We start from the raw sequence: 23,476 nt of genomic DNA on the forward strand, positions 1-23,476 counted from the left end.
AGCAGCATGTTCTATCTGGCGAAACCCGAAGAGAAGACCGAGAGCGTCTCCGTCATGGGGTTGTCCTTTCTCGGGGGCAGCATGCCCGCCCGAGATTGCACAAGGGTTAGCTGGCATCCCGACATGGCGCAGGCTTTCGCTGCCCTTGCCGCGGCTGCCAAAAATACCGGAGACCCGGCAGGCAACCGTCTTCCCTATGCAACATTGAGAGCCTTGCTCTCCGCCGGGCTTCCCGACCCGATCTACGTAGACTCCGACCTGGGCGGTATCGGCTGGCATGACAGCGAGAAGGGGCCGCGTGCTTTTGCCGAGTGCGCGGCAACCGAAGACGAATGCCTCAAGACCGTCACGTCGGCGGTGCGCATGTGGACGGCGAAAGTGCTGGCCCCTTGGGCCGAAGCCAGGGGACTTCCGGCAGACTTCGCCGAAGAGATCACGCGCCTCGCCATAGAAGGCTCCGCGGCAACGGCAAGCAGGAAAACGCTCGAGACCGAGGATGGCAAGGGCAAGAACTTCACGGATGTCCGCGACATCATCCACGCAGAAGCGTTCCGCCGCATTGCCGGGACCGAATTGTTCCCGGGTATGGGGCCTGTCCGTACCTTGATCCGGTCTTCTTTCCGCGACAACTCGATCTGCTTCGTGACCTTTCCCAGGGCGGCGGCTTCCGGATCGTGGTCCATGCAGGCCAGGCTCACGGTCGAAACGCTTCCCGGACAGACACAACCTTTCGTCAGGATCGATGTCTCGCGCAAGCGCTGGACGCCGGATGTTCCAGGCAAATTCCTGCCAAGGCAGAGGAAACTGACCGCGACTGTATTCGGCGAGGACGAAAGGAGAGCCGTTTCCTTCCATGTGCCGATCCTGAAAGGTGCCGTCAGCGAACCTGAAGACCCGGCCTATGTTCTCTCCGCGCTCAAATCGGGCGTCGATACGGCCCTTGGCTTCGCCCAGCTCGTGAAATCGGGCCCGCAGGACGGGGCCTTCGTAGGCATCGCCTATTCTACCGCATATGAAACAACGCCATCCGTGGCGACCGGAGCAACGGAACTGGACTGCATCGACTGCTTCGACCGGATCGTCGAGGCCATGAAAGGCGTCCTCGAACGCCTTGCCGCCGAACCTGTCGAAAGAAAAAAGCGCGTCAAGCGCAGCGACGAAGACATCCCCGCGATGAAGTCGGCCATGGTTCTCGAAGAGATCGCGCGCTCGCTGGGCTACAACGACATCGACGACAAGGCGATCGCCGAAACCTGGAACATGCTTTCCGACGGCGACCTCCCGCCGTCGGTGAAAGTCCCTGCGGACGTTGAAGGCCAGCGGGAGCGCTTCGACCTGTTGCGGGAGGACAATTCCACAAGGCTCCGGCAGGTTTTCGGGACCAGTCCGCCTGTTCTCGTGATCGTCTCGGCAAGCATCGCCGACGCCGAACATATCGGAATGGCGGTCCGGACGCTCTTCAACAGCCGCCTCCGCATCGAATACAGGCTTATGCCGGAAGGTGTGCACGGCCCCCGAAAGTCTCTCTCGCTTCCGAACGGGAAGGCGCGGGACCGATATGAAAACCGGGTTTCGCTGTGGAAACCCTTTGCCCAGAAACTGGCGGAAGAGTTTGGTGCGACCCGCGTCCTAGTGCATGCCCGAAGGTTCGCCGACGACGGCGTGAACAAGATTGCCGGGCGGGTGGCTCTGGCCCGCTATGGCGACTGCAACGTCCAGTATCTCGACAGCAAAGGCCCGAAGGTCGACGACTGGTTCTTCCGCATACAGGCTGCCGTCCTCGATTTGATGTTCGGCCATTCCGCGCTGATTTCCCCGGTCAGGGACAATGTCTCCGAGGCATTCCCGAATCCAGCCACCCGGCCGGAGACCATTACCGGGATTTCCGTCGTCTCCCTGAACCGGACCCGAACGAGGCAGGCATCGTCCTTCTTCCTGTCGGTCTCCATAGATATTGAAACCGGGAGCACGACCGCCAGGGCAGGGCGTCCCATCAACGGCTCCATCGACATCACCGATCCGCTTCCCTTCTTCGATCTCCTGAAGACGGTGGCAAGCTGGGATGAAGCCGACACCGGAAACGGCGAAACCGAGAAGTCCGATTTCCAGACATTCGTCGCCGAGATTGCCAGCCATGAATGCGACCGTGGCCGCAAGCCTCTCATCATGTTCGAGGGGGACCATGCGAGGCAGCTTTGGCCTGCCCTTTCCAACAAGGGATGGGATGAGCCTCGCAAGCTTGTCGGCACCGATTTCAATCCGTCGGAGTGGCCCGGCGCGCGTATCGTGCGCGTCCAGGACCAGATCGAGCCGGCCGTCATTACCCGCAAGGAACAGACATTCGCCATCCTCGACCCCGAAACGGGCGAGGAGACCGGAACGAAAACCCGGCAGGCTCCGACGCTGACGGATTCGGGCCGCCTCGTCCGGCTGGCGGGGGCAGCCGACAACTACATCTCAACCGGGCATCTGGACGGAACACAGAAACTGCCGAAAGGGCTGTCCGTTTACAGGCCGATCCCTCAGATGAAGACGGCGGCTGGAGACCTTCCGCCTGCCTTGGCCGACATGAAGATCAAGGTCGAAGGCGAGCGCGATCTCACCACGGAGCCCTATAAGCTGCCGGGAACCGTCGGCATCCTTGTCGTCCATCATCTCGAAGGCGATGACCCGGACAGGATCGCGGCGCTTTGCCATGGCCTGCGGTTCGGATTCGGCCACACACGCTCTCCCGTGAAAATGCCCGCTCCGCTTTTCCACACCAAGAAGGTCGCTGAATACATTCCCGCTTACGTCCTGTCTGAAGAAGACGAACGGGAGGAGGTGTCTGAAACCGTCGAATCGCCGGAGCAGGATGAGGCGGAGGAACCCGACGGGCTGACGGATGCCGAGGACGGGAACGAGACGGATGCCGGAGAAAGGCAACCGGCATCGCATGCACATTTGGGAGACTTGCCGTTCATGAACGGAACCACCGGGCCGCAGGGCGCTACAGCCATTCCGAACTCGTCTTTTCCGAAATCGGGAACAGTAATGCTTCCCGCTGAAATCCGTGCCCGGGCAAACGGCGACCAGAGAATCGAATCCATCCTGGAAAAGCTATGGGTTGGGCCATTGCCCTCCTGTTTTAGCGAAGAATGGCTCATGTCGCTTCTCAGCGCCCATTCATCGGTAAAGCCGAGGCAGAAACTGTACGACGTCGCCATGAAGGTGGAGGTGCCGTTCAAACTCGTGCTGCCCGAAACCGACGTAAAGGACGACCGATCGTTTGCACGGTTCCTGATAACCCTGCTTCAATTGGGCGACGCATGCTTTCTGGTCAACTCGGCTATCCCCCGCACGATCGACAAAAACAGGGGGAGATGGATTTTCAACCCGGTCTACGAGCAGATCGCCCGCAAAGGGAAGGCGGCAAGCAAGCTTGAGCCGGGCCCTTCCCTCGTTGACACGCTCTACGATTCCCCATTCAACACATTGAAGAAGTTGCATGAGGGCGGTGACGGACTTCTCGCGCGGCACTTCATGGCAGTCGAATCCATCTTCAAGCTGGAGAAGGCCGCCATTTACGCAGAGACCGCCGGAAAGCTAAGGCAAGAATTCGGCATCGAATATGCCGATACCGAGGCTTTTTGCGGCCGCATGGCAGCGTTTCAGGAGCAGTTGATAGACTACCTGCAGGACATGAAATCGATCCTGGCGGAGATGGAGCAAAAAAAGGCGTCTCCCCGCATCGGCCGCCTGGGCATGGACGACTATCAGACAATAGCCGAGGAAGGCGAACCCGCACGCCCCTCCGTGCCCGACGTGAACGCGGCCTGGCTCAGGGACCGGATTTCATTGAGCGGTGCCTTCAGGAGTCATCTCCACAACCATCGCGCAGAAATCCGGGAAGCCCTGGGCAACCCAAAGGCATGGCCGGAAGACAAGCCGTCCAGCGAAGTCATCGCCGATTGCGTCGCAAAGCTCTTCTCTGTTCCGGAACCGATCCTGGCGGCTATATCAAAGCGCGACAGGGAAAGCCTGTTCAAGCCGTTCCACCGAAAGATCGAGTCGACCGTCAGGGCAATCGACGAAAGCCGCCCCGAAGAGAAGCGGTTGACGCTCGCCAACTGGGAAGAGGAAGGCATTGCCCCTGCAATCTTCACCCGGCTGATCGAGAGCGGTTACAAGCAGACGGCCGACGAGTTCGCGAAAATCCGCGCCATCGAGAACCCTTCGCTTCCTCTCGAACGGGCAGTGAAAGCCGCTGGAGAGGAATTCGCTAATACAGCGGGGTTCATCGAGGCACGGCGCAAGGCCTCACTTTGGTTCTTCGCCAATGACGACCGCTCAGACAGTCCGCTCTATGAAGACTATCTCGACAGTTTCGAGAACGGAGAGGTCGCCGCCGCCGGCGACGGCATCCGGACATCTGCAACAGGGGCCGGAAACCCGCCCGAGAAACAGGAAGAACCCGAGGCAAGAGAAATAGAGCCGCAAGTCGTTGTGCACGAAGCCGGGCAGACAAGGGGGGCTGATATGAGCATCGAAGATATCTTCCGCGCGATCATGAGAGAGGCGGAATACGGGGTCGAAAAGCTGGGCAAGCCCGATTGGGCCAGCCTTTCAGCTTCGTTGGATAACATTTCCGGCCTTCTGGATCAGGCTCAGGCGGCCGTCGCCTCCTTGCCGCGCCAGATGTCGAATGCCGCATTGGTCGCCCGAGCACGGGAACTCGAGAAGGAAGCCGCGGAGATCTGTGAATTCCTTGGCTTCGAGCATGCAACGTCTGGCATGCCGGAAGAAGGCGAGATCGACCCATCATCGGCTGAAAAGGCCGGGAGACATCTCGACGAAGGAGGCGCCGCGCTTGTCGGAACGAAGCTCGCCGTCGACGCCTACAGGGAACTCGACGCCAAGATTGCCGCAGCCAAGCCCGCTGAGAAAATCCAGCTTTCCCCGTCGATGTACGAAAAGGTCGGCGAAGCGGAATCAGGCATCGGCGCGGTCGCATCGGCACTGGTGGCGGCCGTTGCACTTCTGGCTCCCGCTTCGCCTTCGCCTGACGGCGGAGACGGCCCCGACAGTGATGTTTCCGATGAGACCCGGCAACCAGAGTCCATTGCGCGCGAGGCTGAAATCGAGACGCGGGCATCGACTCCAGATCCTGTCGTTGTCGCAACCGGCGCGGAAAGCGAATACGCCCAGGACGGTGCTGGCGATATCTTCGAGGAAGTCATCCCGGACGAAGACATTCTCGAACCGAAAGCCGCAGAAGATGACGTCGTGCCGATGGCGGCACCCTTGGCGCAGGACGGCGACGCAGTTGCGACGGTCCCCGAGCAAAAGCTTGAGACGCCGCCTGCGGAAGACCTCGAGACGCTGAGGATAAACCAAGCCCTCGACAGGTTCATGGAGTCGGGAAGCTATTCGCTGGCCTTCCACCTTGCCCGGGCGTCAGAGGCAGAGGACCTGTCACGTCCGCTTTTCTACACCGCGAAGGAGGCAAAGCTTGCAGCGATAGCAGGACACCTCAATCATAACGCCCTCCAGTCCAATCTCGACCTCGTTTCCTCATGGGTCAACGAGGCACTTGGCTGCGTCGAACTGATCGAACGAGACGCCAACGGGGAACGGGCGGCGGCACGTCTTCTTACATTGATGCCGCTGGCAACCGAACTGGCTATCTTCTCGCCGTCCTACGGAAGCGCTGAAATCCTGCGCTCCATCAGCTCGCTTCCGGGAGACCTCGGGAAGAATGCAGGCGAGGTTTTCAAGAACCTCGATTCCCTAAAACACACGACCATCGTCCTGTCGCGCGCCATGCTCGCCAACGTCGCCGACGAAATGGACCTGACGAAAGCACTGAACGAGAGCCGGGCGCATCTCTTTCAGAAGATCGAGGGTTTCCAGGGTCTTCGCTTCAACTACCAGCCCGGGAACAAGATCAAGAACGAGCTTTCCCGCAGCGACAATCTCATCGGCAAGCTGCGGACCCAGATCACCAAGGGCAAGGATGACGATGCGACCCTGGCCGTCGTGAAAGACTTTGCCGAGGCCCTCAAGGACCGCAATGCCGTCATCGACCTGCTCGACGAAACGCATGCAATGCATCAGGACCGCTCAAAGGGGCTGGACGGAGTCGTGCGCAACCGACTGGTCTCCTTCCTCGAAAACTTCCGGGATGCCGCCAACACTTACATCGACCTCAAATCCGAAATGCGGGAGACCAGCTCTGCGGAGCGACCGAAGGCCCGCGACCTTGCAAAGAGGATATCCCGCTCGCTGAACACGATGACTGCCGCCGTGGAAGCGGCCGCACGGGACGCAGGCCTGATCGGGACGGCGGCACGGCATGTCGCGCTGCGCCTGAAGAAGCTCTCGGCCATCGTTTCGGGCGAACAGGTGCCTTCAGCCGACAGCAACGAGTATCTGCAGGCCTGCCATGCGGAAATCGCCCTCATTCCCGAACTTGACTACGGCCGGTCCTGGCTTCCAAGCCCCTATGTTGCAGCAAGGCTGGTGGACCTCCTTTGCGGAACAAGGCTCCCTCTTCTCCCTGAAAGGAAGCCGGACCGCGACGAGGTGTTCGACAACATCGTGCGTCAGCGCATGGAACGCGGCTCCTTCGTCGGTGCACGCATGCTTCTCGATGCCGCCGATTTCTTCGATATCGACCAGGAACTGGCTGAGAACCTGGGCAAGGAAGTGGATGAAGCCATTTTTGCCGCAAAGGAGACAATGAGAGAAGATATCGGCCAGGCCCGAAAGGTTGTCGAACGCGTCATGCGTTTCGGTTCGCTCCGCCAAGGCACCGATGCTGAGACCGCCGCCTCCCTTCTCGACCGTCTCGAAAAGATCGAGGCCGTGGACGTTCCCGTCACCCTCGAGCCAGGAGCTCGCGTATTAGAGGAGATTGACGGGATTTTCGACGTCAGCGTGGCGCAGGACGAGATCGAAACGATCCGGGAAGGTGCGCAGGCGCTACTGGAGGAACCGCGCATCCGCCTCCAGAAGGATATCGACGAGCTATCATCCCGCGGCATCGACCCCCAAATCTGCCAGAAGCTTCGCGCGCTTTGCGAAACCGATGACCTCCTGACAGCGGAAGAGCACATCCAGGAAGTCAGGAACGAACGCCGCCTGCCGGAATCCCGCCGCCGTAACTGGAGGTTCGAGACTTTCCGCGACAAGGTGCTTCCGGCCCTTGAACACTACCGTGGTGACATCGCCAGCAATGTCTCCATTGCGATCATGAACGGCGATGCGTTTGAAGGGATCGCCTATGACCAGCTGTCGGAAACTCGCCGGAAGGAATCCGTTGAGATCGTCACGGAATGGCGGGACCTGTTCCGCAAGTTCCACGTCAAGGACTTCTCCCCCTTCGCCGCGAGCTTCCTCGAAAAGTTCGGAATAAGTGCCGAGTTCAAGGACGTGGCCAACATCCTCGTGCCACCGAGCGCAAAGGGAAAAATGTATGTCGGCGATTTCAAGCTCGACATACCGACCGACACCGAAAGCCTGCTCTTGCCTGATTTTGGCTCCCGGACCGAGGGCAATTACCGTGTGGCCGTGAGCCAAAGCCTGCCTCCGGAAAGCACATTGCAGAAACTGCCCGCTGGCAACGGCCTTATCCTCCTGGTCAGCGACATCGTCACGCCTGAAGAACGGCGCAAATTCCTGACGAGGAACCTAGCGGCCAACCGCCGCATCCTGCTGATCGATTCGGCGACCATTTCCTATGCCGTCAGCGAGCCGCAAATCAGGGCACTGACGCTGGTCGAGCTTGCCCAGCCCTACAGTTTCGCCGAACCCTATGCCGACTGGGGTAGGAGCGCCGTCCCCCGCGAAATGTTCGTCGGGCGCGAGCAGGACATCCGCGCGATCCTGCTCGATAGCGGCTCCAACATCGTCTATGGCGGCCGCCGTATGGGCAAGACCGCCCTCCTAAAGCATATCGAACTGGAGAACAACGATCCGAAAAGGGGCAGGTTTGTCGGCTTCGTCGATGCTCACCAGATCGGCAAGGGGCATCTGGCGACCAAAGTTATCTGGCAGGAGATCGCAAGAGCGCTTCCTGACATTTTCCAGGTCAACGCTCCGATCGATGCAACAAGAGTTACCCAGACCATCAAGCGATGGCTGGAAGACGACAACCGCCGTCGGATTTACCTGCTGCTGGACGAATGCGACCAGTTCATCGTCAGCGATGCCGCGCGCGGCTATACGGAGTTCCTGGCTCTCCAGCAATTGATGACCGACACTAACCGGCGGTTCAAGTTCGTGCTGGCCGGGCTGTCGAACGTAACCCGCCTTGTCCAGACGGGCAATCCGCCATTGAAGCAGATTTCAGCCGACCCGCGGCGCATTGGCAGCCTTACTGGTGAAGAGCGCACGTCGGCCGAGGACCTCGTTCTTCGCCCCTTCGCGGCACTCGGCCTCGAACTCGAAAGGCAGGATATCTGGAGGATACTCTCGCATTCGAACTATTACCCTGTCCTGATCCAGACCTATGCGAAGCACCTGCTGAAGAAGGTGCTATACGCGGCACATTCCACGCAAATGCCTGTCCGCAAGGTCCCATCCGAGCTGATCGCAAGCGTGCTGGACGATCAGGCGACCAAATCGGAGATCAAGGGCATCTTCGACATGACGCTCGAGATTGACCTGCGGTACAAGCTTATCGCCTATGTCGTGGCGAGCCTCGTTTTCGAGGCAGAAGCGGAAGGCCGCATGGACGACGGGTTCACCACCCGTGAAATCCGGGAAACCTCCATCAGCTTCTGGGAGGCCGGCTTCAAGGACAAGAACCGCTTCTCGCTCTTCGACGACCTGCTCGACGAAATGGAGGGACTGGGCATCGTCCGCAGGGTCGGCACCGACCGCTGGACGCTGCGCTCGACCGCGGTCGTCCGCCTTCTCGGCACCCGTGACGAGATCGACACTGTGCTCCTCGAGTTCACGGAGAAGGAAGCCCCGATCGGCTTCGACCCGAAATCCCACAGGCGGGAGATCAAGGCCGCGAAACACGTGCTGCAGAAGCGGACCGTATCGCCGCTCACATTGAGCCAGGAACGCGATACCCTGCTCTCCGGCTCAAGGGCGACCATCATTCTGGGCAACAAGCTCGCCGATTACGACATCGTTCCCGCCGTGCTGAAGACAGTCCCGGACTCGTTCTCGGACGGGGACAATTACGACGTGCGCATCCTGTCCGTGAACACGTCCGCCGAAATGGCCTCAACACTTCGCGACCAGCGCGTCGTCCAGGGCAAGAAAGCCATCGCGGTCATCAAGCCTTCGGCACCGTGGACGGCAGAATGGGTCAAATCGGCGATCAACGCGAAACCCGTAACCAAGGGGGATGTCCGGGTGATATTCGTCGGCGGCCCGCAACAGGCCGCCTCGGTCGCGTCCGACGGCCAGTTGGCCGGACTGACGTCCCATGTCGAGATCATCGTGCTCGAGCCATGGTCGACGGCATTCTTCACCGAGATGGCCGACAAGGAACACCCCGGCCCCACGATACTGCATTACGATGACCTGCTTGCCCAATATGGCGGCTGGAACGAGCCCATGTCGCAATATGTCGGCTACGCTCAAAGGGCCAAACCGAGGCAGATGCCCGACGCCGTCGGCGCTGAGGAGACCGGACTGGCCGGAGAATACGGCAAGGTGCTCGCGAAGGCGCTCGAAATGAACGGCCCGACCCCCTTCAGCGTGAGCGATGCGGACGCGTTCCTCGAACTCAATGCCGATCTCAAGGTCCACGGCATGACAGGAGAGGCTCTCATCCAGTACGGGACCCTGATGGGCCTGCTAGCCGTTGCGCCTGCGAAGCCCGGGGTCGAACGCCAGAAAAGCTCCTACCTGCCGACACTTCTCACGGCCGGACTTCTCGACATGAAGCTGGTGGCCGCAGAATGATAGACGAAGGCTTATTCTGGTCCCTTCCGGGCCCCTCCGGTTTCATCGACGATATCGCCGAAGCCGTCACCAAACACGGGGTGGCTGCAATCCAGGCACCGCTCTACCGTGCGCCCGGCCTGTCCGAGGCTGTCATCGAAAGGTTGGAAAATGACGGCTACGTGCCCGTCTACACGGTTCCGTCGGGCGCCCGCGGCCCGATTATCCACCGTCTGGCAGTTGCTGGCGGAGAAATGCGGATGTCGATGCGCACCGCAGGATCGCTGATCGACAAGCCCGAGTTCAGAGGAGCCGCGTTTCTCATCAAGGACATCAATACTGGCGAATGGGACAACTGGGTTACCTTTTTCAGGTCGTATTCGGCCGAATGGCGCAGGCGCTCCAATGAAGCCCTGAAGCCAGCCCTGGTAGCGCTGGTTCCTCCCGACGTTCCGAAAGCTGACCTCGACCGTCTCTTCCCGGCGGCGCTTGTCCGGTGGAGCGGACGGGTCTCCTCCTTCGACATGAGAACCTACATCTCCAGACGAACCGGCAGATTCACCGGACTGCCACTTCTGGAAAAGGTGGCGATCGAGGTCGCGATACGACTTTCCGGCTACGATCCGAGGCTTGCCGAATATCTGGTAACCCTCGACCCCGTCTCGGCGGTTGACCCTTGGGATACGCTGAAGGCAGCCTATGGCGGGAACGCAGACGTCAGGCCATGCTGGGGGAATGGACTCGTCGATACCATCGACGGTGACGTCTATATCCATACAGCAAGCCTGATAGCGGCAAATGACAGGAAGGCATTCGACATCCGGCGCTGGCGCGCTGTAAGCGGCCCTGTGCTCGATTTCAACGCGACCGTATGCAGGCACTTCGCCGACGTTTATGCGAATTTGATCGATGCCAAGCTTCCATGGCGGGTGGCCCTGCCATTCGGCGAAAAGATCATCACCAACCGATATGACATGGAGAACAGTTACATACGCGAATGCCTGGGCAGCGCGCTGGAGGAAGGGGAGATCCGCTTCTTGAAGCAGACCGCAAAGGCCCGGAACAACATCGCCCATAATGACATTCCGGTGGGGGCGCTGATCAACACATTGTCAACGACCTGGAAGACATACGCCTCCAGCAGCAAGAAGGAGACGGTCGGCTGGAACTGGCCAAGATGCGGGCAGAAGCTCGTCATGATGGTCGGCCCGAGCGGCGCAGGAAAAAGCACTTTCGCGAAAACAAACTATCCGCCAGATGAGATCATATCGGCCGATGCGGTCAGAGAACAGCTTTTTGGTAGCGCTGTCGTCGCCGGACCTCAAGCGAAGATATTCAAAGTCGTCACAGAACGGCTTGTCGCAAAACTGTCCCGAGGAGAGAGCGCGGTCTTGGATGCAACTAATATCAAAAAGCGCGACCGCCTGAACATCGTGGACCTGATACCGGAAGACATAAAAGTCGAATATGTCGTCCTCGACCGAAACATGGACGACAAGCGGCGGGATGGCGGCTGGCGCAACGGAAGGGATGGTCTCTTGGAGGGACATGCAGAGATCTTCGCTGCCGAAATAGCTGACATTCTCGCCGGAGATCAACGACCTAACATTCTGGTGACCGACCAGCGCTTAGGCAATACGAAGTAAATTCCGCATGTGCCCGCGGCGTGCGCGGGCTGACGCTAGCGGATGCCGGCAACTTCGGCGGCTTGGGTAGGTCGAAGGATTTTCCGGCTTCGTTGTGGCGTCTGTTTGCGGTGTTGCGGAAGTTGCGACTGGTGCCCGCAACGAACAAAGCATTACGCCAATCAAAACTACCGTGTCTCAACGGGAAGTTCATGCTTTGTGCTTCGAAAGTCGCATAAATGGCAGACTGGTGTGACGTCCGGAATTATCTGTCCTCGTGAGGGCAAGAGCCCAGAATTATCTGTCGCCAGCCGGACTTCTAAGTGGATGATATCCCGCCGCTTTCGCCCGAAGAGGTTACCAATGCCCTTCGGACAACAGGTTACCAATGTGCTCCAACGACAATCAATTCCCGACTAGCCTTAAGGATATGTTTTGATTGAGCTTATTGCGGCTAAGATTGGGAACCTAAGGCCACCCAACACGCGCATTGGTAACCCCCAGCGACAGGTTTGGTAACCCTCATCGAGCGAGCGGCGCTCGCACCTCTCGGCGGAGCGCTATTGCAGCGCTTAATCTTCTTGCCGGGGGCTGACATTGATATTGCCTCCGCGAGGTGGTCTCGGACGATCTTCAAATGGCTTACACGTTCGCGATGTAGCATATCCCCACCTCAGGAATTGCCCCGCGTCGACGCCAGGTTGCTAGCTATGAGCGAGTGGCTGCCTACAGTTGAGTTTGCTGCGCTGGTCGGCATTGGGCGACAGGTGGCTCACCGCGCTCTTCGTCGGCGCCGCTGGCGAAAGAATCCGCTCGAAGTGCGGAAGGTCAATGGTCGGCGCGGCGGGAACGCCGGAGAGCAATATGAGGTGAATTCCACGTCCCTGCCGCTCGAATACCAGCACCGTTTAAAGGTCTTCTAAAACCCTCGTTGAAAACCACTCGAAATCGATCACAGGCAGGACGGCAGAGCACGCATGGTGGCTCGATTACCTGAGGCCAGCGCTTCAGCATCCAGCCAACTCGACTGGCCGCGCCGACGCCCTGGCCGAGCTGGCAGGAACTGGGAGGGTAGGGCGGTCAGCTATTCCCAGCGGACGCTACACCGTCATGCCGCACGCTTTGACGAAGGCATGAAAGTCGGCCGGCATGGTCGATCGGACAAGGGCAAGAAGCGTGTCGTCATAAGCCGAAAGTGGGACAAGCTGGTCCCCCAGGGCGAAAATTGCGGAGGACCTAAAACAGGAAATCCGCGGCCTGCTCAAAGGCGGCATGTCGTGGGGCCACACCCTGCAAGAAGCCGAGAAGTTTCTGATCGACGCGACTCGGGCCTGGGGCTTTCGTCCCGGCGAAACGCCGCCGCAGACGACCTCCGCGGCCCGGCTTAATTCCGGACAGCGACAGATAATTCCGGACGGCACAGTGGAATTGCAACTGCCCCAGCAGGTGGCAGAAATTCGGTGTAGAGATCTTTTGCTGACAGGCGGATCACGCTGCCGCGAACGGCAGTTTTGCACGTATCGGCCGTCTGGCGATGCTTCGGACGTTCCCAATTGCCTACATGCAGCGCCAAGCAAGGGCCCAGTTCCCATCGCGTCTTATTTGGTCCATCCTCGAATGCGGCAAGCGATCTCAGACGTCGAGATTCCATAACGGTCATGAAGTGTCGGCAAGGCGCCTGCATCGAGGAATTCATCTGGCAACGCGATCTGGCGAAAGACGGGAGCCACTCCCTCCCGCATCAATAGCGCGGCAACACCCTCACCCAACCCACCTATAATGGTGTGGTTTTCCGCCACGACCACCATCCGTCCAGCCCGGCGCGCGGCGGCAAGGATTGCGTCCGTATCGAGCGGCTTGATCGTCGGCACGTGCAGCACCGCGCAGTCGATGCGGTCTGCTTCAAGCGCCTTCGCGGCCTCCAGCACGCGCATGGTCATCAGGCCGCTGGAGATGAACAGCACGTCCGCCCCATCGCGCAACAGCCGCGCCTTGCCGATCTCGAACGTGTAGTCGTATTCATCGAGCACCACGGGAACCTTGCCGCGCAGCAGCCGGATGTAGACCGGGCCCTTGTAGTCCGCGATTGCCTCCGTGGCCTGTTCGATGTCGAGCGCGTCGCAAGGGTCGATGATCGTCAGGTTCGGCATGCCGCGGAAGATCGCGATGTCTTCTGTCGCCTGGTGGCTGGGGCCGTAGCCGGTGGTCAGCCCCGGCAGGGCGCAGACGATCTTGACGTCGAGCTTCTCCTCGGCAATCGCCATGCAGATGAAATCGTAGGCACGTCGGGAGGCAAAGACAGCATAGGTCGTGGCGAATGGCGTGAAACCCTCGCGTGCCAGGCCGGCGGCGGCGCTCATTAACACCTGCTCGGCCATGCCCATCTGATAGAAGCGGTCCGGATGTTCCTGTGCGAAAACATGAAGGTCAGTGTATTTCGCAAGGTCCGCCGTCAAGCCGACGATCCCGGGCCGCTGATGGGCCAGCCGGGCAAGTGTGTGCCCGAACGGCGCGTTGCGCGTCGGAATGCCATCGGGCGCAATTGAGGCGATCATCGCCGACGTGGTCTTGCGCTCGCCCGCGTTGACGGCGTGGCGCGGCACGAATTTTGACAGCCTCACTGCGGACGCCCCTTTTCCAGTGCCTCGAGCGCCAGCGCCCATTCATGCGGCTCTACGCGGATGAAATGCGTGATGTCGCGAGCCTCCAGGAACGGCACACCCTTCGCCATGCGGGTGTCGCAGACGATGATCCGCGGACGCGGATCCTTGAGATCCCGAGCGTTGTCGAACGCAGCGCGGAGGGCCTCGATGTCGTTACCGTCAACGCGCTGCGCGTGCCAGCCGAAGGCCTCGAACTTGTCGGTCACCGGCTCGGAAGACAGCATGGCCGTCGACGGGCCGTCGGCCTGCTGGTTGTTGAAGTCGACGATGGCGATGAGGTTGTCGAGCTTGTGGTGGGCGGCAGACATCGCTGCTTCCCAGGTCGAGCCCTCACCGAGCTCACCGTCGGACAAGAGATTGTAGACGAAACTGTCGCTCTGCTTGCGTTTCAGTCCCAGGCACATGCCAACGGCAATACCAAGACCGTGACCAAGCGAGCCGCCGGTGATCTCCATGCCTGGTGTGTACGCCGCCATGCCGGACATCGGCATGCGGCTGTCGTCGGTACCGTAGGTCTCGAGCTCTTCCTCCGGCAGCACGCCTGCTTCGATGAATGCCGCGTAGAGTGCGATCGCATAGTGTCCGATGGATAGGAGGAAGCGATCGCGGCCTTCCCATAGCGTGTCATCCGGCCGGTAGCGAAGCGCATGGAAATAGGCGACCGCAAGCACATCGGCGACGCCGAGCGCCTGCCCGACATAGCCCTGGCCTTGGACTTCGCCCATGCGCACGGCATGTCGGCGTATGCGATAGGCGCGTTCTGCAAGGCTGACATTGCTGCCCGCGCGTGGCATCTCGAATTCCGTTGTCTCTTCAGCCATGGATCAGCATCCCCCCATTGACGTCGATCACGGCACCGGTGATGTAGCTGGCCAGATCGGAGGCGAGGAAGAGGTAGGCGCCCGCCACGTCACGCGCATCGCCCAGGCGACTGAGCGGGATACCCTTGATGATGTCAGCGCGCATGGCATCGGTCAGTTTGCCGCCGGTTATGTCGGTCTGGATCAGGCCAGGCGTGACGCAGTTGATGCGAATGCCGTCAGGCCCGAACTCGCGTGCCATGGCCTTGGCGAGCCCGAGCACACCCGCCTTGGCGGCTGAATAATGCGGGCCACCGAAGATGCCGCCGCCGCGTTGCGCTGAAACCGACGACATGCAGATGATCGAGCCGCCGCCATTTTCACGCATATGCGGGATGAAGGCCTGGCTGAGATAGAGCACGCCGCGCAGATTGACATCGAGGATGCGGTCCCAGTCGGCCGGGCCGATGTCCAGTGTCTTAACGGGCTGCGTGATCCCGGCAATGTTGCATAACACCTCGACCCTTCCGAACGCTTCGGTCACTTTTGCCGCAGCCCTCTTGCAGGCATCGAGGTCGGCGACATTGCAGGCGAGGCCGATGTGCTCGGGTCCAAGCGACGCGGCGGCGTCACGGGCTTGTTCCTCATCAAGGTCAAGAATAGCAATGCGCGCGCCTTGCTCCGCCATCAGCGTTGCCGTGGAGCGGCCAATTCCCCGGGGGCTCGCGGCACCCGAAATCACGACGGCCTTGCCCTTCAGCAACATGTCAAAGTCTCCTGCTGTTTCAATTGTTTCGGCGGATGATCTAGAGCCGGTAGTACCGGGCTGCGTTGTCATGGAACAACGCAAGCCGCTCCTCGTGCGGGTAGTATCGTGTGATCTCCTTGAAGGCGTTCACGACCGCGTCGAAGCTCGAGAACAGCTTGTCTACCGGAAAGTTCGTCGCGAACATGCTGCGCTTGACGCCGAAGGCCGCGATCGCTTCCTCGACATAGGGACGGATCGACGCCGTGGTCCATGACCAGTCGCCCATACCCAGGCCGGAGATCTTGCAGGCGACGTTCGGCGCTTGCGCCAATCGGTGCATGCCCTTTTTCCAGGCGTTGAAATGCTTAGGGCCGTCGACCTGCATGCCGGTGTGGTTGAGAATGATCTGGACGTCGGGAAAGTCGAGCGCGAGCTGAAGAAACTCTTCCATCTGCGGATAATAGAGCTGCAAGTCGAAGCTTAGCCGGCGCTTTGCCAGTTCCCGGAAGCCGCGCCGCCATTCTAGCGTCCGGCTGACCTCTGGCCGCGCCTGATAGGTCTTGGCGGGGTCTGCATGATAGTTCATCGACTGCCTGATACCCCGGAAGTTCGGATACTCCATGTGCCGGTCGAGGAGTTCGCCGACATCGGGTTTGGACAGGTCGGCATAGCCGACGATGCCATGCGGAAAGCCTCGCTTGTTGGCGATCTCCTGCAGCCAGCGCGTCTCCCCGACCGGATCGCTGGGATCGAACCCAACGTCCAGATGCACCGATTTCACGAGGTTCTGGTTCCTGGCGTCCTCAAGATAGTCGTCGAGACGATAGCTCTTGCGGATCGCTTCGTAGTCGCCGAAGGCCGACGGCTTAACCCCCTCGGTCAGCCACGGATAGTAATTAACTTCCAGGTCCCAGAGATGATGGTGCGGATCGATGAACGGCAGCTCGGCCACGGTCAGGATTCCTCGCTCGGGATCTGGACCCGCCGGCCTCTGCCGGCGGGTCCATTGGGTGGCGGTCAGTTGCTCGGGGGAAAGACGCGGGCGATGACCTTCTTGGCCTCGGGACTGTCGACCTTGTCGGCGGTAACGAGCGGCATGACCAGGGCCAGGTCCTGGGTCACCGGCGCGCCCGTCAAGGCGTTGTAGACCTGTTGGGTGCCGTCGATGCCTTGGCCGACCGCCTCCTGGAAGAAGATGCCCTGGATCGCTCCCTTCTTGAGCAGCGCGATCGTCGTGGGCGAGCCGTCTGCAACGGTAATGCCGATCTTGCCGGTCAGGCCGCGGGTCTCGGCAACCTTGGCGGCGCCCGTGCCGGCTTCGTCATACATACCGTAAATGGCCTTGACGTCGGGATTGGCGGTTAAGAGGTCGTTTGCCTGGGTGACGGCTTCGTTGATGGTGAGGCCGCGTGTTTCCAGTATCTGGACGAGGTCGCACCCGTTGGCGGCGAAGGCTTCCTTGGCGCCCTTGAGATATTTCTGCGCATTCTCCCGATCCTGCGGCAGCGACAGCATGCCAACCTTGTTGCCGCCACGCTCCTTGGCGAGTTCGCAGGTGAATTTGCCTTGCGCCTTGCCGGTCTCATAGTTGTTGGCGGTGACCGAGGATGTGTAGTTGGTGAGGCCTGGCTGCGGCCCGATGCCGGCGAACGCGATCGGCACTTTCTGCTTCGCCAGATAGTCGAGCAGCGGCGGTGTCGATGTCGAGCTGACGGGGCCGATCACGATGGCCGAGACGCCTTTGGTCACCGCGGTCCTGGCATTGTCCATCTGCTTGGCGGGTGAGTTTTCCGACGTGTACTCGACATAGTCCATGCCGAGTTCATTGGCCTTCTCCTTCACGCCATAGCCGACCCATTGCCAATAGGAAATGTCGAGCGATGGGGCGATGTAGGCGACGGTCTTCTTGTCTTCGGCGTATGACGCGCTTGACAAGGCGGCCGTCGCCAAAGCTGCAATCAGGATGCTCTTCAACTTCATCTTGGTTCCTCCCGTTGATGATCTAGATGCGGTTCTTGTTGCTGAAGCGGTCGATCAAAACCGCGAGCAGGATTGCGGCGCCTGTGACGGAGCCTTGCCAGAAGCTGTTCACGCCAATGAGGTTCACCCCGTTCTGGATGCAGGTGATCATCAGCGCGCCCAGCACGGCGCCGATCGCGCTGCCGGTTCCGCCAAAAAGGCTGGCCCCGCCAATGACCACAGCGGCAATCGCCTGCAGCATCAGGCTCGCTCCTGCCGTGGCTTCGGCGTTGAGGATGTAGCTGACCGTCAGCAGCCCCGCGAAAGAGGCAAGCAGGCCCGAAGCGACATAGGCCGCGAACTTGATGCGCAGAACCGGGATGCCAAGCAGCCGTGCCGCAATTGCCGACGAGCCGACGGCATAGAACCAGCGTCCGACCACGACCTTGCGCAGCACATATTCCAGCGCGACCATCAGTACGATGCAGACCACGAGATGGTTGGGCATGCCGGGGACGATCTCGCCGGAATTCAGGAGCCAGAAATCCGGTGCGCCGATCGGCATCGAACGGCCGTTGGTGACGATGAAGGCCAGGCTGCCCGCCACCGCGTAGGTGATGAGCGTGACGACGAAAGGCGCGAGCCCGACGACCGTGACCAGAAGACCATTGATCGCGCCGAACCCCAAGCCGACCGCCAGGCCGGCGGCGCTGGCGGTCAGTCCGTCAGCGCCATTGGCCATCGCCAGCGCGGTCACCATCCCGGTCAGGGAAAAGACTGAACCGACCGAAAGATCGATGCCGCCGGTGACCACGACCAGCAAAACACCGAGCGACATGATGATGAGAGGCGCGGCGGCCTGGACGATGTTTTGCAAATTACCCATGCTGAGTGCGGCGGGCACGAACATGCCAACGGCCAGCAGCAGGACAACGATTGCCGCTGCAATCGCGGCTTCCGTGCGGTAGGACAAAAGAACTGCTGGGACGCGTGACGTGGCGCTCCGGAGTTTGCTGGTGGTCGTGTTGCCGTTGGTCGCGTCGGTCATGCCGCCATCCCCGTCAGTTCGGCGAGCCCGTCTTCGGTGTAGTGCTCCTCAGGCAGGAATCCTTTTGGCTGCCCATCGGTGTCGAAGGCGAAAATGGCATCGCAAAGCTCGAGCAGTTCGACATTCTCGGTCGACCACCAGATGATGATCGCGCCGGCGTCGGCCATCTCCCGGATCAAGCCGTAAATGTCATGCTTGGTGCCGATGTCGACGCCCCGCGTCGGCTCTTCCAGCACCACCATCCTGAGCGGCAACCCAAGCCAGCGTGCGACGAGAAGCTTTTGCTGGTTGCCGCCGGACAGCGAAGCCGGCAGGTCCCAGATCGAGGCGGCTTTCAACTTCAGCGCCGAAACGAGATCGCGACAATCCTGCGTCTCGGCCGCGGCAACGATCCGCCGCCTCTCGCGAACCCTGCGTGCTGCAAGCACGTTGTCGACGATGGGAAGCTGAGAAAGGATGCCCTTGGTTGCCCGGTCGCCCGAGACGAAGCCAATGCCTGCGCGCGCCGCTGCCGCCGGAGACGAGAACCGGTCGGCAAAACCCTCTCCGGAAAGGCGCCAGCCGGCTCCAGGCCCGGCGCCGACAAGGGGAGCTATGAGACCGGTCGGACCCGCGGGTGCGCCGGCCAGTCCCAGGATGGTGCCAGACGAAATCGCGATCCTGACATCTCCGGGGCCAAGGAGTTCGACGGGGGCGCCCTGTCGGCGGCGTTTTTGCAGGTTGCGGTGCATTGCCGGACCCTGTGCGGGCTGTCCCATCTGCTGGACGATCTCGGCGTCGCTAAGCAGGGCAAGTGACGTGGCATTGGCGATCGTGACGCCATCGCGCAAAATCGTGCAGACATCGCAGAGCGCGCGGATTTCCCGCATGCGGTGAGAAACAAAGACGATGCCGATGCCTTCCTCGTGCACCAACCGCTTGAGCACCCAGAAGAGTTTGGCTGTCTCGCCGGCGGTGAGATTGGCCGTGGGCTCGTCGAGAAGCAGGACTTCTGCTCCAGTGGAAAGGGCACGAGCGATCTCGACGATCTGGCCTTCATGAAGCGACAATTTGCGTGCCGGCAGATCGATGATCTCTTCGCCGATCGCTGGGTCGATCAGCTGGAGCGCTCTAAGGGCAATTTCACGCATGCGGCGACGGCTGATCTGCGACCAGCCCGACCTTGCATGTACGATGCCGATGTTCTCCGCGACCGACAGCTCGGGCAACAGCGCCAGCTCCTGATGCACCACCGCGATGATCGGGCTGGTGCGGCCGGCCTTCGACGAGGCGACGTGAATTTCGCCGGCATCGCGTGATGTCAGCCCCGTGATGATGCGGATGAGAGTGCTTTTTCCGGCGCCGTTACCGCCCAGGAGCGCGTGGATTTCGCCAGCCCGGACCTGAAAGTTCACACCCCGAAGGACACGGGTTGCGCCATAACTTTTTTCGACATTGGCAGCTTCGATCAGGGGCTTCCTGGTCGATACTTGTCCAACTCCCGGCACGTTGCCGGCGCTACCCACGCTTTGGGTTGAACCCGGTTCCATCCTGTATCTCCTCCCGAGACGACAGGATCATGCGACTGATTGACATTCGGCTCAATTCTCGTTTCTTAACATTCTGTGTAGCTGAACTTAACTGACTGACCAGAAAGATGTCGGATATCAAGTTCAATTCGATGACCCATTTCGAGGCCGTCGCCCGGCTCGGCGGCGTGGCAAAGGCTGCGCAGGAGTTGCACGTGACACCTTCAGCGGTCAGCCAGCAGCTGCGGTTGCTCGAACACCAACTCGGCGTGCGGCTTTTCCAGCGAGAAAAGCGCCATCTCTCGCTGACCATCGACGGCGAACGACTTTTCCAGACCACGACCCAGGCCTTCGAATCCATTCGTGAGGTGCGAAACGCCATTGTTCGCCAGCGCGAAAGCTTCCAGCTCAGTCTTCGCGTCAGTCCTTCTTTCGGCGAGAAGTGGTTGGCGCCCCGGTTGGCTGAGTTCAGCAAGGACTATCCGAGCTGGAACCTGCGGGTGGACGCCACGCCCAATTTCTCCGACTTCGAAACCGAGGTCATCGATCTCGATCTACGCTATGGCGACGGTGGCTGGGCTGGCCTTTATTCCGATTGCGTCGTCAACGACCTCATCCTTCCGATGTGCTCGCCATCCTATCTGGCGGAGCTGCGCGGACTGTCAGTCGATCCGCGCGAGCAGCTTCGTCATGCGAGACTGATTGACAGCGTGAAGGCCTATTTCCGCTGGGACTATTGGCTGCCGCGCAACGGCATCCAGGGTGCTCGGATGACCTACCCTTATCGTTTCGACCGTTCGTCGATGTCGGTTCAGCTGGCGAAGGACGGAGCAGGCGTCGTCCTGGAAAGCACGACAATCGCGTTCGAGGATCTCGTGTCGGGTTCCCTGGTGCCGGTATCGACCGAGTTCGACGTCATTGAGTTTCCCGGCTATTGGCTGGTCTGTCCTTCCAGGCACATGAACCGGCGCGCCGTCCGCCTGTTTTCGGAATGGGTATCGCGGGTCGGCAAGCGCGACACCGATTTGGCTCGCCAGTTTCTATGCGAGCAGGGTCTTCGCATATCGTTCGAACGGCGGCCTCACTTCGGCACACGGGATGACAAGATGGCGCCAATGGCCTGAGCTGTCGGAGGTTCAAGACACTTGGTATCACCGTCGGTTCCCTGTGGGTGAGTTCGGGCTGATATCGAGAGACCGCCGAGCCTAGGGTTCGACTCTCGCGACGAGGTCGCTCTCAGCAGTCGAGCCGATCGCACCCACCGGATGGGGCTCTAAACATTGCGGTGCGCGCTTGCGGATCACCGCCGCGAGCAGTTGCGGGTCGGACGCGCACTTGCCCCGCCAAATCCTCTTGCAGTCCTGCCGGATCGATATTGCCGTCTCTTTCGTGGACACGTCGAGACCGATATACTGTTCCATGGCTGTCCTCCGTTCGATGGGCCCGGTGTCAATCGTCAGCCCGTTCTTCATCCTATCGAGGACTCAAAGCGGACATTCATGTGCTAGGGTCCAGGCTTGCCTCAGTGGCGTGTTCCGTTCCTCCAAGGCGGGGCGCCCCTCGGCTTATCAACCCATCAGGGATGCATCAAACGGACACGTTGTGAGGTTCTCAACGCCCTTCTCGGTGACCAGCACCTGCTCTTCCAACTTCACCGCTTCGCGGCCGCCCACGGCGCCAATATAGGCCTCCACGCACAGGGTCATTCCCGGTTCGAGCACGTAGTCGAAAGCACCTGGGATGAAATCCTCGGGATAGAGGATTGCCGGGTATTCGTCACAAAGCCCGATCCCGTGCATCATCACGCCATAGCGCTGATCGACGAACTCGGCTGGAAGCTTGTGGCTCTTTTCAGTGAGTTCTGTGAACGATACGCCAGGCTTAAGCATGGCCATATTCGTCATTACGTGTTCGTATGCGACAGCATGAAGTCGAGAGATTGTTCGGTGTCGGTGATAGCTGCAGCGAGAGTCGCCACAAACCGTCAGTCCAAGGACCGCGCTACTTCCTTCGCAAGACGCACGATCATTTCCGCATTGAGTTCCTTAGCGCAGGCCCAGGCCGTAGCCGTGAACTCGGACTCCTCATCGTAGAGGTCGTCCAGATCTCTGCAGAGGTCCTTCAGCCGGTCGCCCGCGTCGGTGTTGTTCTGATGACGCTGGGCTTCGACGGTGCCGCGCAGATCCTTCAACCGACGTTCGCAACTGCGCCATGTGTCGCGGCGGCCTTCGCAGAGTTTCTCCGTATCAAGGTTGAGGAGTTTGACCGACAGCTTGACTCTCAGCGCCGCCACCTGGTCTCGGGGATCGGCGCAGGTCGGCTCGCCAGTCCCGTTGAAGGTCAGGAGGTCCGGATCGCCCCACTGCGTGGGATCCAGCAGTAGGGGAACCTCCAGAGCGGTCGAGGGGCTGGCGCCGGTCGCTCGGTTGGTTTCATCGTTCAGCGGAAAATCGTTGGACTTGGCGATATTGGGCATGCCGCCGCACAAGCGCATGTTTCTCCAGTCGAAGGCGAGCCAAGGATAGAGGCTCTTAGGACGGTAATGGTCAACGTGCCAGAAGGACACCCGGTCCTTGGCTTCCGAGTACCAGCATTTTCCCGAAGACAGGGCTTCCAGGGCGGGCTTCAGGTCGCTCCAGATCTCGCTTCGGCTGGCGACGTAGACTTTGGCCGCTTCCACGGACATCTGAGCCGCGGTGCTGGCGGCGGTCTCGGCCCTGGCCCGCCAGGCGGCCTCGATCGCGCCCACTGGATAGTTGATGTATTTCACCGAAGACCCTCAACGATCTCCTGCATGAAGCGGTTCTGCGCTTCGACCTCTTCAGGCGTGTAAGGACCGCGCTCTTCTTGGTCAGCCCGATGCAAGGAGCGCAGGAAGTCTTCGAAAGCGGGGTTGCTGCTCTGGTAGGCCAGTCCGAGGGAGTCCAGCTTGTTGTTCAGCGCGAACAGCTCCCAGCTCTTGTCGACCTGGACCTCCCGACGACAAACGTCGCCGAACTCGCTCTTTCCCTCGATTGTAATTGTCCACTCCACCGCCATCGTTGCTTCTCCTAACAAAGCGACGGTGATGAACTGCTCGGGCCTAACAATCCGTGCTCAACCCCAGAAAAATTACCGGTCTCTCTGGAGAAGTCGGCGCAATCTCACATTTAAGATGCTATGGGGCTGGCGGCGAAGGTGGCACTTTCGGCGCTTCCAACCAACCCGATGGAGAGCCCCATGCCGCAATCAAACGATCTG

General features: G+C 60.4%; 14 protein-coding genes and 1 pseudogene. 4 read left to right on the plus strand and 11 right to left on the minus strand.

What is annotated here, in order from left to right:
* The first annotated feature begins 6 nt into the window (after positions 1 to 6).
* The 3 genes from ACFFNA_RS22430 (at position 7) to ACFFNA_RS22440 (ending at position 12,433) form a co-directional block, all read left to right on the plus strand.
* Positions 7 to 9,906: an RNaseH domain-containing protein gene (locus ACFFNA_RS22430; RefSeq protein ID WP_378921721.1), complete on the plus strand. Its 9,900-nt coding sequence runs from the start codon at positions 7 to 9 to the stop codon at positions 9,904 to 9,906.
* Positions 9,903 to 11,531: an AAA family ATPase gene (locus tag ACFFNA_RS22435; RefSeq protein WP_378921723.1), complete on the plus strand. Its 1,629-nt coding sequence runs from the start codon at positions 9,903 to 9,905 to the stop codon at positions 11,529 to 11,531. Before ACFFNA_RS22430 ends, ACFFNA_RS22435 begins: the two co-directional genes overlap by 4 nt.
* Positions 11,532 to 12,220: 689 nt before the next feature.
* Positions 12,221 to 12,433 (plus strand): hypothetical protein, encoded by a 213-nt coding sequence (locus tag ACFFNA_RS22440; RefSeq protein WP_378921725.1) that lies wholly within the window; start codon positions 12,221 to 12,223, stop codon positions 12,431 to 12,433.
* Positions 12,434 to 13,108: 675 nt separating this feature from the next.
* Here the strand turns inward: ACFFNA_RS22440 and ACFFNA_RS22445 are convergent.
* The 7 genes from ACFFNA_RS22445 to ACFFNA_RS22475 form a co-directional block, all read right to left on the minus strand.
* Positions 13,109 to 14,131, minus strand: coding sequence for a transketolase family protein (locus ACFFNA_RS22445; RefSeq protein WP_378921727.1), 1,023 nt, complete (start codon positions 14,129 to 14,131; stop codon positions 13,109 to 13,111).
* Positions 14,128 to 14,967, minus strand: a complete 840-nt coding sequence (locus tag ACFFNA_RS22450; protein WP_378921750.1) for a transketolase — start codon at positions 14,965 to 14,967, stop codon at positions 14,128 to 14,130. The genes ACFFNA_RS22445 and ACFFNA_RS22450 overlap by 4 nt, the downstream gene beginning before the upstream one ends.
* Positions 14,968 to 14,986: 19 nt before the next feature.
* Positions 14,987 to 15,739 (minus strand): SDR family NAD(P)-dependent oxidoreductase, encoded by a 753-nt coding sequence (locus tag ACFFNA_RS22455; protein ID WP_378921729.1) that lies wholly within the window; start codon positions 15,737 to 15,739, stop codon positions 14,987 to 14,989.
* A gap of 40 nt (positions 15,740 to 15,779) precedes the next feature.
* Entirely contained in the window at positions 15,780 to 16,673 is an 894-nt protein-coding gene (locus ACFFNA_RS22460) for an amidohydrolase family protein (RefSeq protein WP_378921731.1), read from the minus strand.
* Positions 16,674 to 16,738: 65 nt separating this feature from the next.
* The gene (locus ACFFNA_RS22465) at positions 16,739 to 17,701 is read right to left on the minus strand and encodes a substrate-binding domain-containing protein (protein WP_378921733.1); all 963 of its coding nucleotides are present in this window, start codon (positions 17,699 to 17,701) and stop codon (positions 16,739 to 16,741) included.
* A gap of 22 nt (positions 17,702 to 17,723) precedes the next feature.
* Positions 17,724 to 18,728, minus strand: a complete 1,005-nt coding sequence (locus ACFFNA_RS22470) for an ABC transporter permease (protein ID WP_202296443.1) — start codon at positions 18,726 to 18,728, stop codon at positions 17,724 to 17,726.
* Positions 18,725 to 20,257: an ATP-binding cassette domain-containing protein gene (locus ACFFNA_RS22475; RefSeq protein ID WP_378921736.1), complete on the minus strand. Its 1,533-nt coding sequence runs from the start codon at positions 20,255 to 20,257 to the stop codon at positions 18,725 to 18,727. The genes ACFFNA_RS22470 and ACFFNA_RS22475 overlap by 4 nt, the downstream gene beginning before the upstream one ends.
* Positions 20,258 to 20,364: 107 nt before the next feature.
* Here ACFFNA_RS22475 and ACFFNA_RS22480 point away from each other — a divergent pair, with 107 nt between their 5' ends.
* Entirely contained in the window at positions 20,365 to 21,360 is a 996-nt protein-coding gene (locus ACFFNA_RS22480) for a LysR substrate-binding domain-containing protein (protein WP_378921738.1), read from the plus strand.
* Positions 21,361 to 21,516: 156 nt separating this feature from the next.
* On the opposite strand, the pseudogene ACFFNA_RS22485 reads toward ACFFNA_RS22480, so the two are convergent.
* The 4 genes and pseudogenes from ACFFNA_RS22485 to ACFFNA_RS22500 form a co-directional block, all read right to left on the minus strand.
* Positions 21,517 to 21,657 (minus strand): annotated as a pseudogene (locus ACFFNA_RS22485) (IS110 family transposase); the annotation flags it as partial.
* A gap of 147 nt (positions 21,658 to 21,804) precedes the next feature.
* Positions 21,805 to 22,224 carry a M24 family metallopeptidase gene (locus ACFFNA_RS22490; protein WP_378921752.1) on the minus strand — a complete coding sequence of 140 codons (420 nt, stop codon included), beginning with the start codon at positions 22,222 to 22,224 and terminating at the stop codon, positions 21,805 to 21,807.
* Complete coding sequence (locus ACFFNA_RS22495; RefSeq protein WP_378921740.1) at positions 22,221 to 23,006, minus strand: HNH endonuclease family protein; 786 nt, start codon at positions 23,004 to 23,006, stop codon at positions 22,221 to 22,223. The genes ACFFNA_RS22490 and ACFFNA_RS22495 overlap by 4 nt, the downstream gene beginning before the upstream one ends.
* Positions 23,003 to 23,275, minus strand: a complete 273-nt coding sequence (locus ACFFNA_RS22500; protein ID WP_378921742.1) for a hypothetical protein — start codon at positions 23,273 to 23,275, stop codon at positions 23,003 to 23,005. Before ACFFNA_RS22500 ends, ACFFNA_RS22495 begins: the two co-directional genes overlap by 4 nt.
* Positions 23,276 to 23,476 lie beyond the last annotated feature (201 nt).

Source organism: Mesorhizobium kowhaii, assembly GCF_042431665.1.
GTDB classification, from domain to species: Bacteria; Pseudomonadota; Alphaproteobacteria; order Rhizobiales; family Rhizobiaceae; genus Mesorhizobium; species Mesorhizobium kowhaii.